Source organism: Niveispirillum sp. (assembly GCF_017996735.1).
Classification (GTDB): Bacteria; Pseudomonadota; Alphaproteobacteria; order Azospirillales; family Azospirillaceae; genus Niveispirillum.
The window spans coordinates 1-16,884 of the sequence record NZ_JAGOGJ010000136.1 but is presented as its reverse complement, the minus strand read 5'-3'; the positions used below and the strand labels follow the sequence as shown (position 1 = coordinate 16,884).

Annotated in this window: 14 protein-coding genes; 1 reads left to right on the top strand and 13 read right to left on the bottom strand. The window is 65.0% G+C overall.

The window, feature by feature from the left end:
* Nucleotides 1-142 precede the first annotated feature (142 nt).
* The 8 genes from KBA48_RS27255 to KBA48_RS27220 form a co-directional block, all read right to left on the bottom strand.
* Nucleotides 143-1,795 carry an OFA family MFS transporter gene (locus KBA48_RS27255; protein ID WP_292911845.1) on the bottom strand — a complete coding sequence of 551 codons (1,653 nt, stop codon included), beginning with the start codon at nt 1,793-1,795 and terminating at the stop codon, nt 143-145.
* Between the two features lie 199 nt (nt 1,796-1,994).
* Nucleotides 1,995-2,207 carry a formate dehydrogenase subunit delta gene (locus KBA48_RS27250; RefSeq protein ID WP_292911844.1) on the bottom strand — a complete coding sequence of 71 codons (213 nt, stop codon included), beginning with the start codon at nt 2,205-2,207 and terminating at the stop codon, nt 1,995-1,997.
* The gene (gene fdhD, locus KBA48_RS27245) at nt 2,197-3,015 is read right to left on the bottom strand and encodes a formate dehydrogenase accessory sulfurtransferase FdhD (protein ID WP_292911843.1); all 819 of its coding nucleotides are present in this window, start codon (nt 3,013-3,015) and stop codon (nt 2,197-2,199) included. Before fdhD ends, KBA48_RS27250 begins: the two co-directional genes overlap by 11 nt.
* Nucleotides 3,012-5,879, bottom strand: coding sequence for a formate dehydrogenase subunit alpha (gene fdhF, locus KBA48_RS27240; RefSeq protein WP_292911842.1), 2,868 nt, complete (start codon nt 5,877-5,879; stop codon nt 3,012-3,014). The genes fdhD and fdhF overlap by 4 nt, the downstream gene beginning before the upstream one ends.
* A 73-nt stretch (nt 5,880-5,952) precedes the next feature.
* Nucleotides 5,953-6,318, bottom strand: a complete 366-nt coding sequence (locus KBA48_RS27235) for a DUF5615 family PIN-like protein (RefSeq protein WP_292911841.1) — start codon at nt 6,316-6,318, stop codon at nt 5,953-5,955.
* Nucleotides 6,315-6,545, bottom strand: a complete 231-nt coding sequence (locus KBA48_RS27230) for a DUF433 domain-containing protein (RefSeq protein WP_292911840.1) — start codon at nt 6,543-6,545, stop codon at nt 6,315-6,317. Before KBA48_RS27230 ends, KBA48_RS27235 begins: the two co-directional genes overlap by 4 nt.
* 75 nt (nt 6,546-6,620) lie before the next feature.
* Complete coding sequence (locus KBA48_RS27225; protein WP_292911839.1) at nt 6,621-8,165, bottom strand: NADH-quinone oxidoreductase subunit NuoF; 1,545 nt, start codon at nt 8,163-8,165, stop codon at nt 6,621-6,623.
* Nucleotides 8,162-8,638, bottom strand: coding sequence for a formate dehydrogenase subunit gamma (locus KBA48_RS27220; RefSeq protein ID WP_292911838.1), 477 nt, complete (start codon nt 8,636-8,638; stop codon nt 8,162-8,164). The genes KBA48_RS27225 and KBA48_RS27220 overlap by 4 nt, the downstream gene beginning before the upstream one ends.
* A gap of 240 nt (nt 8,639-8,878) precedes the next feature.
* Here KBA48_RS27220 and hisC point away from each other — a divergent pair, with 240 nt between their 5' ends.
* The gene (gene hisC / locus KBA48_RS27215) at nt 8,879-9,940 is read left to right on the top strand and encodes a histidinol-phosphate transaminase (protein WP_292911837.1); all 1,062 of its coding nucleotides are present in this window, start codon (nt 8,879-8,881) and stop codon (nt 9,938-9,940) included.
* 134 nt (nt 9,941-10,074) lie between these two features.
* On the opposite strand, the gene KBA48_RS27210 is transcribed toward hisC, so the two are convergent.
* From KBA48_RS27210 to pepN, 5 genes are all read right to left on the bottom strand, one after another.
* Complete coding sequence (locus tag KBA48_RS27210; RefSeq protein WP_292911836.1) at nt 10,075-10,989, bottom strand: LysR family transcriptional regulator; 915 nt, start codon at nt 10,987-10,989, stop codon at nt 10,075-10,077.
* The gene (locus KBA48_RS27205) at nt 10,986-12,578 is read right to left on the bottom strand and encodes a hypothetical protein (RefSeq protein WP_292911835.1); all 1,593 of its coding nucleotides are present in this window, start codon (nt 12,576-12,578) and stop codon (nt 10,986-10,988) included. Before KBA48_RS27205 ends, KBA48_RS27210 begins: the two co-directional genes overlap by 4 nt.
* Nucleotides 12,568-13,347 carry a M48 family metallopeptidase gene (locus KBA48_RS27200; RefSeq protein WP_292911834.1) on the bottom strand — a complete coding sequence of 260 codons (780 nt, stop codon included), beginning with the start codon at nt 13,345-13,347 and terminating at the stop codon, nt 12,568-12,570. Before KBA48_RS27200 ends, KBA48_RS27205 begins: the two co-directional genes overlap by 11 nt.
* A gap of 113 nt (nt 13,348-13,460) precedes the next feature.
* Nucleotides 13,461-14,864, bottom strand: coding sequence for a PAS domain-containing methyl-accepting chemotaxis protein (locus KBA48_RS27195; protein ID WP_292911833.1), 1,404 nt, complete (start codon nt 14,862-14,864; stop codon nt 13,461-13,463).
* Between the two features lie 233 nt (nt 14,865-15,097).
* Nucleotides 15,098-16,884, bottom strand: a 1,787-nt coding sequence (gene pepN / locus KBA48_RS27190) for an aminopeptidase N (RefSeq protein WP_292911832.1), incomplete at its 5' end; no start/stop codon positions are given.

Here is a 16,884-nt window from a genome sequence, read left to right as displayed (position 1 = left end):
GCTTGGCGGAACCCATCTGGGCCAGCGGTCATCCGCCGCTCAAACAGGCCGGACACATGAACGCATTCGACCCAGACAAATTCTTTCGCCTAGCCCTTGTTCAGCAGGGGCCGTCCACACATGGTATAAGTGTGTGATCGGTTCAACCGAACAGCTTCACCACGCTTTGCAGCGTCTGATAGACCCCGAAGGCGATGGGGATGCCGACGGCCAGCCAGGCCAGCACCACCTTGGCGTCCAGCCCGCCGCTGCCCACGCCCGCGCTTCCGATCTGACCATTGCCGGTATTCACCACCGGCGCGGCCGCATCCTCGTCCTTCATGAACCATTTGCGATCGACGGGGGTGATCAGGGCGTTGGCGATGAAACCCAGCACCAGGAAGCCGGCCAGAATATACATGGTGTAGTCATAGACCTGGGCGCGCGGCACGCCTGCCGCGATCTGCGCCTCGCGGATATAGTTCACGACGACGGGACCCAGGATGCCGGCCGTGGACCAGGCCGTCAGCAGGCGGCCATGAATGGCGCCCACGAACTTCGTCCCGAACATGTCCGCCAGATAGGCCGGCACGGTGGCGAAACCGCCGCCATACATGGACAGGATGATGCCGAAGGCCACCACGAACCCGATCTTCGACCCCATATGTGCCAGGGACGGGGCCGAGGCGTACAGCACGATACCCAAAGCGAAGAAGGTGAAATAGGTCATCTTCCGGCCCATCTTGTCCGACAGGGAGGCCCAGAAAAACCGGCCCACAATGTTGAACAGGGACAGAAGGCCCGTGAACCCGGCGGCGACGCCGGCGATCATCTTTTTCTGATCGGGGTTCAGGTCGGAGAAGCCCAGTTCCGGCTGCCCGAACAGGGCGCCGCCGAAAATCTCCTGCAACATGGGCGAGGCCATGCCCAGCACGCCGATGCCGGCGGAAACGTTGAGGCACAGCACAGCCCAGATCAGCCAGAACTGCCTGGTCTTGTGCGCATCCTTCACATGCACATTGCCATGCGCGATCATCGGCTTGGCGCTGGGCGGCGGTGCCGTCCAACCCTTGGGCGCCCAACCCTGCGGCGGGATGCGGTAGCCGAAGGCGCCGGCCATCATGAAGACAAAATAGATCACGGCCAGGACGACAAACGTCTCCCACACGCCGACGGATGTTTCGGTCTTGAAGCCGTTCATCAGCATGTTGGCGAGCGGCGATCCGATCATGGCGCCGCCGCCGAACCCCATGATGGCCATGCCGGTCGCCATGCCGCGCCGGTCGGGGAACCATTTCACCAGGGTGGAGACGGGCGAGATATAGCCCAGGCCCAACCCGATACCGCCGATGACGCCGGAGCCCAGCCACATCAGCCACAATTGGTGTGTATAGACGCCGATGGCGGAGATCAGCAGCCCGCCGCACCAGCAGATGGCGGCAACGAACCCGGCCTTGCGCGGGCCTTCGCGTTCCAGCCATCCGCCCCAGATGGCGGCACTGGACCCCAGCAGGACAAAGAACAGGGTGTACATCCAGCCCAGATCCGCGACCTTCCAGTCGCAGGATGTGGTGAACAGGGCATTCAGCAACCCGGCATCGGCGGGGCAAGCCACCGGTGCGGTAATGCCGATCGACTGGCTGAGCGGCAGCCAGAAAACGCTGAAACCATAGGCCATGCCGATGCAAAGATGGATGGCGAGTGCCGCTGGCGGTACCAGCCAGCGATTGAAGCCCGCATGCGCGATGATGCGTTCACGGTCAAGAAGGCCGGGCTGTCCAATGCCCTGACCCTGGGTTTGATCTGCCGCTACCATGCCCTTGTTTCCTCCTGTTCGTTCGCCCCTGTAAGGCGGAAGTTGGATGGACGCGAAATGCCGGTGCTTCTTGATGGCGCCGGTCTGTTGTGTGGGAACAAAAACCTCCATTCCGGGACGCGGATGCGTTCCCGGTCATCAGAACTCCTGAAGGGTGCCAATGGTCAGGGCGTGCCCTGATGTGGTTCGAGAGAACTCCCTATGGCTTGGGTTTAAGGCTCTCCAACGCCTGGACGACGATGGGGCTCAAGCCCTCGCCGCCCTTATCGAGATGGTCGAAAATGCCGGCCCGCATGCGCGGGTCCCAGAAGCTTTTGATATGATCGGCGACACCCTTCGCGCCGTCCGGGCCCTGGCTGGCGAAGAAGGCGCCGATCTGGTTGGCCATCATGACCAGCTTGTCAGGCGACACGGGTCTGCTCCTCATTGATCAGGATGCGGTCGGGGTGGCAAAAAACCTCGAACCCGTCGGAACGGGCGACGGCCACCAGGGTCATGCCGGCATCGTCGGCCAGTTTCACGGCCAGCGTGGACGGGGCGGAAATGGCGGCCAGGATGGGGGCGCCGGCCATCGCCGCCTTCTGCACCAGTTCCACCGACACCCGGCTGGTCATCAGGATGGCGCCTTGCCCGGCATCAAGGCCGCTGCGGGCCAACGCGCCCACCAGCTTGTCCAGCGCATTATGGCGGCCCACATCTTCCCGCACGGTGACGCTGCCATCCGGCGCCAGGAAGGCGGCGGCATGGGCTGCGCGGGTCAGATGGCCCAGCCCCTGTTGTTGCGACATCGCATCAAGACCCTGGGCCAGGGCAAGCGGTGTCAGGGGGCGGCCGGGTCCCACGGGCCGGGCCGGTTTCACTGCTTCCGACAGGCTTTCCACCCCGCACAGGCCGCAACCGGCGGGACCGGTCAGGCGGCGGCGGCGGGTGGTCAGTGCCGCGCGCGGGCGCTGGGACAACCAGAGCCGGACCACCCAGCCCAGGTCGGTTTCCACCAGTTCCAGGTCGTCCACCTCGTCCGGCGTTTCGATGATGCCCTCGGTCAGGCTGAACCCAATGGCGAAATCCTCCAGATCGGCGGGGCTGGCCATCATCACGGCGTAGGTGGCGCCGTCATGCACGATGGCGACGGGCACCTCGTCGGCCACAATGCGGGTGCCGGCCTGCATCGTGCCGTCGCGCCAGGCCAGCCGATGGAGGGGTTTCGCGGGCTGGCTCATTCGGCGGCCTCGACCGCGTGGCCCTCGATCCGGCGGGACTGTTTGGCCTGCGCCTCATACTCCTGCTGCCACTGGGTGGGGCCGTTGGAATGGCTGACCTGGACAGCAGTCACCTTATATTCCGGGCAGTTGGTGGCCCAGTCGGAATAGTCGGTGGTGATGACGTTGGCCTGCGTGTCCGGGTGGTGGAAGGTGGTGTAGACCACGCCGGGCGCCACCCGGTCGGTGATCAGGGCGCGCAGGGAGGTTTCGCCCGCCCGGCTTTGCAGCTTCACCCAGTCCCCATCGCTGATGCCCCTGTTCTCCGCGTCGTGCGGATGGATTTCCAGCCGGTCCTCCTCATGCCAGACAACATTGGCGGTGCGGCGGGTCTGGGCGCCGACATTGTACTGCGACAGGATACGGCCCGTGGTCAGCAGCAGCGGGAAACGCGCTCCGGTGCGTTCCTCCGTCGGGATATACTCGGTGATGACAAACTTGCCCTTGCCGCGCACGAAACCATCGATATGCATCACGGGCGTGCCCAGGGGGGCCTTGTCGTTGCAGGGCCATTGGATGGAGCCCATCTCCTCCAGCCGTTGATAAGACACGCCCTTGAAGCTGGGGGTGACCCTGGCGATTTCATCCATGATCTGGCTGGGATGGGCGTAATCCATCTCAAAGCCCATGGCTTTGGCCAGCAGCAGTGTCACCTCCCAGTCGGCATAGCCATTCTTGGGCGCCATGACCCGGCGCACCCGCTGGATGCGGCGTTCGGCATTGGTAAAGGTGCCATCCTTTTCCAGGAAGGTGCAGCCGGGAAGGAAGACATGGGCGTAGTTCGCCGTCTCATTCAGGAACAGGTCCTGCACGATGACGCAGTCCATGGCGGCCAGACCGGCGGCGACATGGTGGGTGTTGGGGTCGGACTGAAGGATATCCTCCCCCTGCACATACAGGCCTTTGAAGGTGCCGTCGACGGCGGCGTCCAGCATGTTGGGGATACGCAGGCCCGGTTCGCCCGACAGGGGCACGCCCCACAATTCCTCAAACATCTGCCTTGTGGCATCGTCGGAGACGTGGCGATAACCGGAGAATTCATGCGGGAAGGAACCCATGTCACAGGACCCCTGGACATTGTTCTGCCCGCGCAGCGGGTTCACGCCCACGCCGGGCCGGCCGATATTGCCCGTGGCCATGGCCAGATTGGCGATGGCCATGACGGTCGTCGTGCCCTGGGAATGCTCGGTCACACCCAGGCCGTAATAGATGGCGCCATTGCCGCCGGTGGCGAACAGGCGGGCGGCGTGGCGGATGGCATCCGGCTCCACGCCCGCCATGGCCCCCACAATCTCCGGGCTGTTGCGCGGTTCGGAGACGAAGGCGGCCCATTCCTGGAACTCCGCCCAGTCGCAGCGCTCGCGCACAAATTCCTCATCCACCAGCCCTTCGGTCACAATGACATGGGCCAATGATGTGACGATGGCGACATTGGTGCCGGGCAACAGCGGCAGATGCACCTCCGCCTTGATATGGGCCGACTTCACCAGATCGATGCGACGCGGATCGATGACGATCAGCTTTGCCCCCTGGCGCAGCCGCTTTTTCAGGCGGGAGGCAAAGACCGGGTGCCCGTCAGTGGGATTGGCACCGATGACGATGACGACATCGGTATGCTCGACGCTGTCGAAATCCTGGGTCCCGGCAGAGGTGCCGAAGGTGGTCTTCAGGCCATAGCCGGTGGGGGAGTGGCAGACGCGGGCGCAGGTATCGACATTGTTCGTGCCGAAGCCGGCGCGGATCAGCTTCTGCACCAGGAAGGTTTCTTCGTTGGTGCAGCGGGAAGAGGTGATGCCGCCGATAGAGTCCTTGCCATATCTGGCCTGGATGGCTTTCAGCTTGTTGGCCGTAAACCCGATCGCCTCTTCCCAGCCGACCTCGCGCCAGGGCTGGTCGATGCTGTCACGGATCATGGGCGACAGGATACGTTCCTTGTGGGTGGCATAACCCCAGGCAAAACGTCCCTTCACGCAGGAATGACCCCGGTTGGCCTTGCCATCCTTATAGGGGACCATGCGCACCAGCTCGTCGCCGCGCATCTCCGCCTTGAAGGCACAGCCCACGCCGCAATAGGCGCAGGTGGTGACGACGGAATGTTCCGGCTGCCCGATCTCGATGACCGACTTTTCCTGAAGCGTCGCGGTGGGGCAGGCCTGGACGCAGGCACCGCAGGACACGCAGTCGCTGTCCAGAAAGGCGTCATGCTGGCCGGGCGACACCCGGCTGTCAAAGCCCCGCCCCTCGATGGTCAGCGCAAACGTCCCCTGCACCTCCTCACACGCCCGCACACAGCGGGAACAGACGATGCATTTGGCGGGGTCGTAGGTGAAATAGGGGTTGCTTTCATCCTTCGGCATCGCCAGCGGGCTGTCGGGTTTGAAATGATTGGCCCCGTCCATGCCATAGCGCACCTCCCGCAGGCCCACGGCCCCGGCCATGTCCTGCAATTCGCAGTCGCCGTTGGCCGCACAGGTCAGGCAATCCAGCGGATGGTCGGAGATGTATAGCTCCATCACCCCTTTGCGCAGTTGCTTCAGGCGCTGCGTCTGCGTCTTCACGTTCAGGCCGGGGGCCACGGGCGTGGTGCAGGAAGCGGGCGTACCCGGCCGCCCCTCAATCTCCACCAGGCACAGGCGGCAGGACCCGAAGGCGTCAACCATGTCGGTGGCGCAGAGCTTGGGGATCTTTGTCCCCATCTCCATCGCCGCCCGCATGATGGAGGTGCCCTCTGGCACGGTGATCGACTGCCCGTCTATGGTGAGGGTCACCAGCTTTTCCGACTTTGACGCCGGCGTGCCGAAATCGGTTTCGTGGATGAGGGTCATCGTGCCCGCTCCTGATGCAGGGGGGTGATTGGGGCGGCACCCAGGGGAGCCGGCAGATTCAAAGAGATGGAAGTCAGCCCAAAGGCAGAAGCCGCAGACGGGATCGTTTGGGATCGATCGTCAACAAGGCACCAGCGGCCAGATCGTCCGCGACTTGCAACAGGGCAGTGACCAGAATGGACGCCATGGCTTCCGGTGTGATCTCGTCGCTGCGAATTTGCACGACGCTGGGCCGCATACCCCTTGTCGCGGCCAGAATGGCGCTGAAATCCAGATCGTGGGTCAGCACAATCATGGTGTTCGCGGCGGCATAGTCCATGATCTGCCGGTCGGGTGCATGCGGCGACCCGATATCCATCCAATGCACCGCCGAAATTCCCGCTGCCGCCAGGACATCCACCCAGCGCGGCGACAGGTTCATGTCGATCAGCAGCCTCATGCCGAGGCCAGAATGATCTCGCGCTCTTCCGACCGCCACGCCGCGTAGCGAAGGGCCTGCAGGATGTCCTCACGCTCCAGGTACGGGTAGTCGCCCAGAAGATCGTCGATACCGCGTCCGGCGCCCACCTGCCCGACCAGCATACCGACCGTGACGCGAAGGCCCCGGATACAGGGCTTGCCACCCATGATGCCGGGGTCCTGGGTAATGCGGTCAAGCTGGGGCATGGTGTTCCCTTTCGCGCGCTGGCGATGGGGGCATCATAGCCGGAAATGGCGGTGTGTCCAACCATCCCCGCCCCCCTATTCCGCCGCCACGGGCAGTTGCCCGCGCCGGAAATCTTCGGGGAAATGCTGAAGGGCGCTCAGCACCGGGTAGGGGGTGAAGCCGCCCAGCGCGCAGAGCGAGCCGAATTTCATGGTCTGGCAGAGGTCTTCCACCAGGGCGATGTTGGCTTCCACCTCGATCCCGGCGCGGATACGGTCGATAACCTCCGCCCCGCGGGTGGAGCCGATGCGGCAGGGGGTGCATTTGCCGCAACTCTCGATGGCGCAGAATTCCATGGCGAAGCGGGCCTGGGCCGACAGGTCGACGCTGTCATCAAAGACCACGATGCCGCCATGGCCGATCAGGCCGCCGCGCGCCGTGAAGGCCTCATAATCATATTGCGTGTCGAACAGCGAGGGCGGGAAATAGGCACCCAGCGGGCCGCCGCATTGCACCGCTTTCACGGGCCGCCCCGTCAGGGTGCCGCCGCCGACCTCGTTCACGATCTCGCCCAACGTGATGCCGAACGCGTCTTCGAACAGGCCGCCGAACTTCACATTGCCCGCGATCTGGATCGGCATGGTGCCGCGCGAACGCCCCATGCCGTAATCGGCATAGGCCTGGGCGCCATTGGCCAGGATGGTAGGCACCGTCGCCAGCGACAGCAGGTTGTTCACGACCGTCGGCCGGCCGAACAGGCCTTTGATGGCGGGCAGGGGCGGCTTGGCCCGGACCACGCCACGCTTGCCCTCCAGGCTTTCCAGCAGGGCCGTTTCCTCTCCACAGACATAGGCGCCGGCGCCCACGCGCAGTTCGATGTCGAAACCGAAATCCGTGCCCAGGATGGAAGGGCCCAGCAGCCCCGCCTTGCGTGCCACATAAAGGGCGCGGGTGAAAATATGGTTGGCGTGCGGATATTCCGACCGGGAATAGACATAGCCCTTGTCCGCCCCCACGCCATAACCGGCGATCACCATGCCCTCGATCAGGGCCAGCGGGTCGCCTTCCAGCATCATACGGTCGGCGAAGGTGCCACTGTCGCCTTCATCGGCGTTGCAGACGATATAGCGACGGTCGGCAGGGGCGGCGGCGACGGTGCGCCACTTGATACCGGTGGGAAAACCCGCCCCGCCGCGCCCGCGCAGACCGGATCTCACCACCTCCTCGATGGTGTTGGACGGGCCCAGGTCCAGGGCGCGGGCAATGCCCTTGAACCCGCCATGCGCCCGGTAATCCTCCACCGACAGCGGATCGATGATGCCGCAACGGGCGAAGGTCAGGCGGTTCTGACGGGCCAGCCAGGGGATTTGCGCCGTCGGCCCCAGGCACAGCGGATGCGCCGCCCCCGTCAGGAACCCGGCCGCGAACAGGCCCGGCACGTCGGCCGGTGTGACGGGACCATAGGCGATGCGGCCGGCGGGCGTTTCCACCTCCACCAGCGGTTCCAGCCAGAACAGCCCGCGTGAGCCGGTGCGCACGATGGTGACGCCGTCGCCACCCTGCGCCGCGACGGCCTTTGCCACCTTTTCGGCGCCCACGGCCAGGGCCGCCACATCCTGGGGAATGAAGATCCGGGTCATGACCAGCGCACCTCATCCACCGCCGCCGCCAGTTTGGCCCCGTCCAGGCGGCCTGCCGGCTCACCATCGATCAGGGCGGCGGGCGCGCAGGCGCATAGGCCCAGGCAATAGATGGCCTCCACCGTCACCGTCCCATCCGCCGTCGTCTCGCCCCAGCCGATGCCCAGCCGTTCCAGCAGGGCGGTTGCGGTCTTCTCCGCGCCCAGGGACTGGCACGCTTCCGCCCGGCAGACCTTGATGACGTGGCGGCCCGCCGGTTCATGACGGAAATCATGGTAGAAGGTCACGACACCATGGATTTCGGCACGCGACAGGTTCAACGCGTCGGCCAGCATCGGCACGGCGTCGTCGGGGATATGGCCAAACGCCGTCTGCAGCGCGTGCAGGATCGGGAGGGTTGGACCCTCCAGATGCAGATGCCGATGAATGATATCGGCGGCGTGGCGCGCGTCCCAAGGCAAAGGGGGGGTCATTGGGAACTCCAGCGGGCAATCACGCATGCAGGTTTCGCCCAAACGCCCCCATGATCAATGGGATTGTTTTGTTGAGCGATTGCACATCCTGATCGAACCGTTCGCACCCGCACATATTCCCCGGGGACCGACAGCGTCCAAATGCATGGTAGGGCTGGCATTTCGCCATGGGCGGCAGGCTTTGGAAGCCCATATCCTTGTCGCCGTGAACCTTTCCGACATGAGAGCCAGGTTACTGGAATGAGCCGTTTCTGGAGCCCCATCGTCCACACCCTCAGCCCCTATGTGGCGGGGGAACAGCCCCAGATTTCCGGGCTGGTGAAGCTGAACACCAACGAAAGCCCCTATGGCCCGTCGCCCCACGCCATCGCCGCCATTGCGGCGGCCAATGGCGATGCGCTGCGCCTGTATCCCGAACCCACGGGCATCCATCTTCGCAAGGCGGTGGCACAGACCTATGGGCTGGATGCGGGGGAAGTCTTCGTCGGCAACGGTTCGGATGAGGTGCTGGCCCATGTGTTCCAGGGCCTGCTGAACCATGAAGCGCCGCTGCTGTACCCGGACATCACCTACAGCTTCTATCCCACATATTGCCGGCTGTACGGCATCAAGTCGGTGCTGGTGCCGCTGGATGAGCGGTTTGAGATCCGGCTGGAGGATTACCGGCAGCCCTGTGGCGCCATCATCCTGGCCAATCCCAACGCGCCGACCGGCATTGCCAAGCCGCTGGACTGGATAGAGGCGCTGGTCGCCGACCATCCCGATCAGGTGGTGGTGATTGACGAGGCCTATGTGGATTTCGGGGCGGAGACGGCCATCCCGCTGGTGAAGAAATACCCCAACCTGCTGGTGGTCCATACACTGTCCAAGTCGCGCGGTCTGGCCGGTTTGCGCGTCGGCTTCGCCGTGGGGCAGCGGCACCTGATCGACGCGCTGGAACGGGTGAAGGACAGTTTCAATTCCTATCCGCTGGACCGGCTGGCCCAGGCCGGTGCGCTGGCCGCGTGGCAGGATCAGGAATGGTTCAAAACGCACCGCGACATGATCATCGCCACGCGCGACCGGCTGACCGGGGCCTTGCGCGCGCTGGGGTTCGAGGTGCTGCCATCATCGGCCAATTTCGTCTTTGCCTGTCATCCGGGTCACAAGGGTGGCGAACTGGCGGCGGCGCTGCGGGCCAAGGCCATCCTGGTCCGGCATTTCAACAAGGACCGGATCAGCGACTTCCTGCGCATCAGCATCGGGACCGATGCGGAGACGGACAAGCTGTTGACGGCGCTGGGGGAGATTCTGGGGCGTTGAGCCCTCACCCTCCCAAACGCTGACCCGTTCGGGCCCCTCCCTCTCCCGCAAGCGGGCGAGGGGCGAACCACAAGGCCTGATGCTAAGGTTTGCCCCTCGCCCACGTCAGTGGGAGAGGGAGGGGCCCATCGCTGCTAAGCGATGGGAGGGTGAGGGAGCATCCCCTGCTTGGCCGACAATTTCCGGGCCGCTGCGATCATGGCGGCGGCCATGGGGGAATGGGGCTGACGGTCCATCATCACCAGCCCGATCGTATGTTCGATCACCGGGTCGACCAGCGGGATGGCCTCCAGTTCCGCTGGCAGGCCCAAGGCCTCCATCAGGACGGTCGGCATGATGCTGGTCCACCGGCCCGTGCGCACATGGGCGGCAAGGGCCGTCATGGAATTGCTCTCCACCGCCACCTCGGCCTTCACGCCCACCTGATGCAGGGCCCGGTCGATGATGCGGCGGTTCTGCATGTCGGGCGACAGAAGGCACAGCGGCACGTCCTGCAATTCCGACCAATGCACCTCATCGCGGCCGGAAAAATCGCTGGCGGGTCCGGTGATCAGGTGATAGCGCTCCCGGTAGAGGGGGATCTGGATCAAGTTTCCCACCGGTTCATTGTCCAGATAGGTCAGGCCCGCATCGATGGCCAGATTTTCGACCTGTTCGATGATCTTCTGAGAGTTCGACGCCAGGATCAGGAAATCCACGCCGGGGTGTTTGTCGATTACGGCAATGGTCAGTTTCGGCACCATGGCCAGTGCGGTCGGCACGGCGGCCAGCCGGAAATGGCCGCAGACGGTCTTACGCAGCGCCTCGATATCCTGCCGCATGGATCGCCAGTCGCCGACCAGCCGGCGCGACCATTCCAGCAGCCTTTCACCTTCAGCCGTGAAACCCTGGAACCGCGATCCGCGCACCACCAGCGGCACACCCAGCATCTCCTCAAGCTGTTTTACGCCGGCGGACAGGGTGGGCTGCGACACCCCGGCCTCTTCCGCCGCCCGGCCGAAATGGCGGGCGCGGGCCAGCGCCAGGAACAATTCCAGCTTGTCGATCATGGCGCTGCCTTTCCCGTCTTGTGCTGCATGTCGGCATGGATCGGCGGGCTTTGCAAGGGCAGGGGGCCGAAACGGGCCAGCAATTGCGGGAAGATGTCCCACATTGGCAGGGGCCTTGCCCCTGCGGTGGGCAGCATGCCGTCGGCCAGGTCCAACCCGTCCAGACGGTCGAGAAGGGTGGCATCACGGGTCAGGATATGCAGGGGCACGCGCTGTCCCTGGCCGGCGGAAATCCAGTCCAGCGCCGGGTGGTCGCCCAGGATGATGACCAGCGCGTCGCCCGGCACTTCCCGCGCCAGCCAGTCGCCGAGCGCGCGCAGGCTGTAATCCAGCGATCGCCCATATCCGGCGGCCATGTCCGTGTAATCGGCGCGCAGGTCGTCGCCCGCATAGGCCGAACCATCCGTCAGACCCGTTGCATCCGCCTTCCAGGCCGGCAGCGGGGTCCAGGGGGCGTGGCTGCTGGTCAGCACGATTTCCAGGTAAAGCGGGCGCGGCCCCGTCCAGTCGGGCGACAGGCTGGCCAGAAGGGTCTGGTCCGGCAGGGGCGACCAGCCGTAATGCGGCCCGGCATAGGCAAAGGCGGCACGGTCCATCACCCTCTCGAACCCCCAGGCCGGCCCCTCCAGCCAGGGCAGGGTCAGCCCGGGCATGGCGGCCTGCGTACGCCAGCCAGCCCGGTTCAGGGTGCAGACCAGACCGCAGCGGCCGGCCGCCAGCACCAGACGCTGCGCCAGGGGTTGATCCTGGCGGATGCCGGCGCGCAGGGTGCCATGGGCCAGCCAGGAGCGCCCGCCGATCACCGGGCTTTCCACCAGACCGGAGCGGATATGGAACCCGGCCTCGGCCAGTTCCCGCTGCATCGCCCGCAAACGCCCGCCCACCGGCCCCGCCTGACGCGGGTCGGTCAGGGCCGATTGGCCATAGGATTCCACCCAGGCCAGGATGATCGGTTTCCCCCGCAGGGCGGCGAAGATCTGATCGTCGCGAAAGCTGGCGGCCGGGTCGCTGGCCAGGGCCTCTTCCATCCCCGCCTCCAGCCTTTGCGCGGCCTGCCAACGCTTTCCCTGGTCCCAGAGAACGCCCAGAGGGCCATGGGGCAGGGGCTGCATGGTGAGCAGGGTCAGCGGGGCGAGGATGCCCAGGGCCGGCAATGCCGGCGGCGATGCGCGCAGCATCAGCCCCGACAGCCAGCGGCACAGGCACAGCATGCCCCCCAGCGCCGTCAACAGGGCGGCCCCGGCCAGCAGCCCGCCAGGACCGCGTGCCAGCACGTCCCATAAGGCGGGAACCAGCGCCGGGTCGAAGGCCGGTTCGAACAGGCGGCCCGCCGTCATCATGCTGACCAGATCGGCCAGACGCAGCAGCAGGATCAGCCAGCAGAAGATCGCCAGGGTCCAGATGACCCCCTTGCCGGGCCGGCGGGGCCGCAAGATCACGACGGCCAGCAGGACGGACAGTTCCAGCACCGGCCCCCGGTGGTCCGGCCCCAGCATATGGCCCGGAATGGCGGGCAGGCCCAGCAGCAGCGACAGGGTCAGCAGCGCCGCCAGGCCCGGCAGTCCAGCGCCGAAATCCCTAGGCGCCATAACGGTGCAGCCGGGCGCCGTTGGCGCGCAGCCAGTCGCGATGTTCGGCGACCCCGTCGGTCAGGCTGGCGCAGAGGGTCCAGAAGCGGGCGGAATGGTTCATTTCGCGCAGATGCGCCACCTCATGCGCGACCACATAGTCGAAGACCGGGTCGGGTGCCATGACCAGCCGCCAGCAATAGGACAGCCGCCCGTCGGGCGAACAGCTTCCCCAGCGGGATCGTGTGTCGCGCACCGCGATGCCGGTGATGCGGGCGCCCAGCCGTGCAGCCTTTTCCTGCGACCGGGCGGTCAGCAGGCGCCGCGCCTCCGCCTTGAGATAATCCGCCACCCGGCGGGGCACAAAGTCCAACTCCCCGCCCACACGCAATTCGCGGGTGCCGTCGGCCAGCGTCACGGGTTGTGGTGTGCGGCGGCCGGCGGGCACATGGCGGATGACATGGTCGATGCCCAGGATGGGCACGATGGCGCCGGGCACGAAGGCCACCTTGTCCGGCACGGCCGACAGGCGCTGTGCCAGCCAGTCGCGGTGCCGGCTCACAAACAGGTGCAGGTCGGCGTCCGGCACGCGCGGCGGGGTGGAGATGCGCACGATGTTGCGCGCGGCATCCACCCGCATGGACAGGCGCCGCGCCCGCCCCGATACCCGCACCTCCACCGGCACCGGCACGCCTTCCACCGCCATCAGGCGGGGCGGCGGCAGAGCCGGCCGCACCCGCTTCTTCACGGGCGCAGCCTTGGGGGCCAGGATTTTGCGCAGGAAGTTCAAGGCGATCCGCAGCTTCCATGAGGACAGGAAACCTTATCCTATCTGCCGCGGCTGTGTTCCGTCACGGGGAAAGGGGCGGTTCCTGTGATATGTGGCCGGAACTACCCCCGTGATCAGCGAACCAGTACCTCTGCGGCCTGCCGGGTCTTTTCCACCGCGCCCTCGACCGCATCCACTGCACCGGAAATGCCGTTGATGTTGGAGGAGACGGTGTTCACCGCCTGTGCTGCGCGTTGCATGCCGGTGGATATCCCCCTCGTCACGGCACTCTGCTCCTCCACGGCGGCGGCGCTGGTGGTGACCAGTTCACGCACGGAATGCACGGCCTCGCGAATGGCATCCAGGGCGGCGGCCACTTCCCGAGACGAACCCTGTACCCCGTCGATTTCCGTGGTGATCTGTTCGGTGGCGCGGGCCGCCTGGTTCGCGAGATTTTTTACCTCCGATGCAACGACGGCAAAGCCGCGTCCCGCATCACCGGCGCGCGCCGCCTCGATCGTGGCATTCAGTGCCAGGAGGTTGATCTGACCGGCGATATTCTGGATCAAGGCGACGATGCCATTCATGGCCTGTGCGGCACGGGTCAGCCGGCCGGTGCAGGCTTCCGCCTCTTCCGCCCGGGCGAAGACGCTGTCGGCGGCGGAGCGGGATTTGGCCATGGATTGCGCGATCTCATCAACGGACGACGCCAGTTCACCGGCGCCGGCCGCCACGGTGCTGACATTGTCCGCCGCGTCTCCTGCAGCGCTGTTGGCGTGGGACGCCTGGGACTTGGAGCGCCCGATCGCCGTGTTGATTTCCCCGAAATTCTTGTCGATCAGGGATTTCAGGTCACCCAGCAATGTCACCTGGGCGGTGACGTCGGTCGCGAACTTCACGATCTTGGTGATCTTGCCCTTGTCATCAAAGATCGGGTTATAGGCGCCCTCGATCCAGATCACCTTGCCGTTCTTGCCGATGCGCTTGAATTGCGCGGCCTGATATTCACCCCGGCGCAGCTTTTCCCAGAAGGCGGCGTATTCGCTGCCGGCCCGATAATCGGGTTCGACAAACATGCTATGGTTTTGCCCCCTCACTTCTTCCCGGCTGTACCCCATTGATTTCAGGAAATTATCATTGGCGTCGACGATGCGGCCGTCGACATTCAGCTCAACGACGGCCTGTGAGCGGTGGATGGCCTTCAACTGGGCTTCATAGTCGAGATTCTGCAGACGGGCGGCGGCATCGGCCCATTCCACCACGTAACCTGTACGGCGGCCGTCGCTTTCCAGAGGCGTCACCAGCAGGTCGAAGACAAGAGGACCGACGCGGATGGTGGCAGCGTGGGGTTTGTTCAACGTGGCGAGCATGCGCCGTTGGTGCTGCGGATTTTTGTGGAATATGTCGATGTTACTGCCGATCAGGCGATCGACGCTGAAATTCGGCAATTCCTTTTTCAGGGCGGCTTCCGCATTCCGCATCAGGTTGGTGACGGAAGGGTTCATGTAGACGATGTTGAACTTTTCGTCCGCAACCATGACGTTGGTTCTCAAAGCGTCCAATGCATTGGCACGATTGATGATTTTCTGATCTATTTTTCCGAAGCCGAGCATCGAACACCCCTATGTATGGTGTTCGGATGATGCATCCTGGATCGGCTGGTGCGAAATGCGAATATGAATAGATAACCTTATGAATAGATAACCTTATGAATAGTCGATGAGGGTGCCACCCGCTGGCGACGGTTACCACCGCCAGCGGGGCAGGGACGTCAGCCCTCCAGACTGCGGGCGATGATCTCATACACATCGCGCGACAGGTCGGGCGTGTGGGCCACGCGTTCCAGTGCCACCTTGGCCGCCGCCTGCCGCTCCGCATCATATTTGCGCCAGCGGGCGAAGGATTTGGCCATGCGGCTGGCCACCTGCGGGTTCAGCCTGTTCAGTTCGATCACCCGGTCGGCCAGGAATTCATAGCCCGAGCCGTCGGCGGCATGGAAGGCAACGGCATTGCCGGTAAAGCCGCCGACCAGGGCATAGACCTTGTTGGGGTTGCGGATGTTGAAACCGGGATGGGCCAGCAGCGCCTTCACATTGGCCAGCGTGTCGGGGCGTGACGATGTGGCCTGGATCATGAACCACTTGTCCATGACCAGCGCCTCATCCTTCCATTTCGTGGCGAAGGCGGCCAGGGCATCGCCCCGTTCGGGCAGGTCGCTGTCGGCGATCAGGGCCAGCGCCGTGATCACATCGGTCATGCCGGTGGCGGTACGATACTGGGTCAGGGCCAAGGCCTTGCCATCCGCGTCATCGGCGGCGATCAGATAGGCCAGGGCGGCATTCTTCAGCGCGCGGCGGCCGATGGCGTCGGGACTGACGCTGAATTCGCCCTGTTCGGCGTTGGCACGGTATGTCGCCAGCAGCGCGTCGCGGTGGGTGCGGCCGACGGCGGCGCGGACCAGATCGCGGGCGGCATGGATGCCGTCCACATCGATCACCTCCATCAACTGCCCCAGATAATTCTCCGACGGCAGGGTCAGGGCCAGGGCGGCGAAGGCCGGGTCCTCTCCCGCCCGCGCCAGCGTGGCGCCGATGGCGTCGATGAAGCCCTTGGGCACCACCATGTCGCGCCCCGCCGCCCGGTCATCGACCAGCCCCAGCAGCAGGCGCGACGCCAGCGTCTGCCCCGCCTCCCAGCGATTGAACGGGTCGCTGTCATTGGCCATCAGGAAGGTCAGGTCGGCGTCGGTATAGTCGAAGGACAGCTTGATGGGGGCGGAGAAGCCGCGGAACAGCGACGGCACCGGGGCCGCCGGCACGTCGGTGAAAATGAAGCTCTGCTCCGCCGCCGTCAGGGCCAGGACGCGGGTGCCATTGGTCGCGGCACTCTCACCGGTCAGCGTCAACGGCTGGTCCTTGCCATCCGGCCCAACAAGGCCCAGGGCCACGGGGATCAGCATGGGCTGCTTCACCGGCTGGCCCGGCGTGGGGGCCAGGGTCTGGCGCAGGGTCAGGCGATAGGTGCGGGTGGCGGCGTCGTAAGCCCCCTCCCCACTGATCCCGGGCGTGCCGGCCTGTTGGTACCAGCGGCGGAACTGTTCCCAATCCACACCCGCATCCGGGTTAGCGTCGCGCATCGCGGCCAGGAAATCATCGGTCGTCACCGCCTGCCCGTCATGGCGGGCGAAATAGAGGTCGATGCCGCGCCGATAGCCCGCCGCGCCCAGCAGCGTATGGTACATGCGCAGAACCTCGGCCCCCTTCTCATAGACCGTGGGCGTGTAGAAATTATTGATTTCGATATAGCTGTCGGGCCGCACGGGATGCGCCGTGGGGCCGGCATCCTCTGCGAACTGCACCTGACGCAGGCGGGTAACATCCTGGATACGCTTGACCGGGGCGGAGTTCATGTCGGCGCTGAACTGCTGATCGCGGAAGACGGTCAGGCCTTCCTTCAGGGACAGTTGGAACCAGTCGCGGCAGGTGACGCGGTTACCGGTCCAATTGTGGAAATATTCATGTGCCACCACCGCCTCGATGCCGAGGAAATCGGTATCGG

Bases quoted from the DNA above. Each gene is read 5' to 3' on its own strand.
- KBA48_RS27255 (WP_292911845.1), bottom strand. From the start codon at position 1,795: ATGGTAGCGGCAGATCAAACCCAGGGTCAGGGCATTGGACAGCCCGGC.
- fdhD (WP_292911843.1), bottom strand. From the start codon at position 3,015: ATGAGCCAGCCCGCGAAACCCCTCCATCGGCTGGCCTGGCGCGACGGC.
- fdhF (WP_292911842.1), bottom strand. From the start codon at position 5,879: ATGACCCTCATCCACGAAACCGATTTCGGCACGCCGGCGTCAAAGTCG.
- KBA48_RS27235 (WP_292911841.1), bottom strand. From the start codon at position 6,318: ATGAGGCTGCTGATCGACATGAACCTGTCGCCGCGCTGGGTGGATGTC.
- KBA48_RS27230 (WP_292911840.1), bottom strand. From the start codon at position 6,545: ATGCCCCAGCTTGACCGCATTACCCAGGACCCCGGCATCATGGGTGGC.
- KBA48_RS27225 (WP_292911839.1), bottom strand. From the start codon at position 8,165: ATGACCCGGATCTTCATTCCCCAGGATGTGGCGGCCCTGGCCGTGGGC.
- KBA48_RS27220 (WP_292911838.1), bottom strand. From the start codon at position 8,638: ATGACCCCCCCTTTGCCTTGGGACGCGCGCCACGCCGCCGATATCATT.
- hisC (WP_292911837.1), top strand. From the start codon at position 8,879: ATGAGCCGTTTCTGGAGCCCCATCGTCCACACCCTCAGCCCCTATGTG.
- KBA48_RS27210 (WP_292911836.1), bottom strand. From the start codon at position 10,989: ATGATCGACAAGCTGGAATTGTTCCTGGCGCTGGCCCGCGCCCGCCAT.
- KBA48_RS27205 (WP_292911835.1), bottom strand. From the start codon at position 12,578: ATGGCGCCTAGGGATTTCGGCGCTGGACTGCCGGGCCTGGCGGCGCTG.
- KBA48_RS27195 (WP_292911833.1), bottom strand. From the start codon at position 14,864: ATGGTTGCGGACGAAAAGTTCAACATCGTCTACATGAACCCTTCCGTC.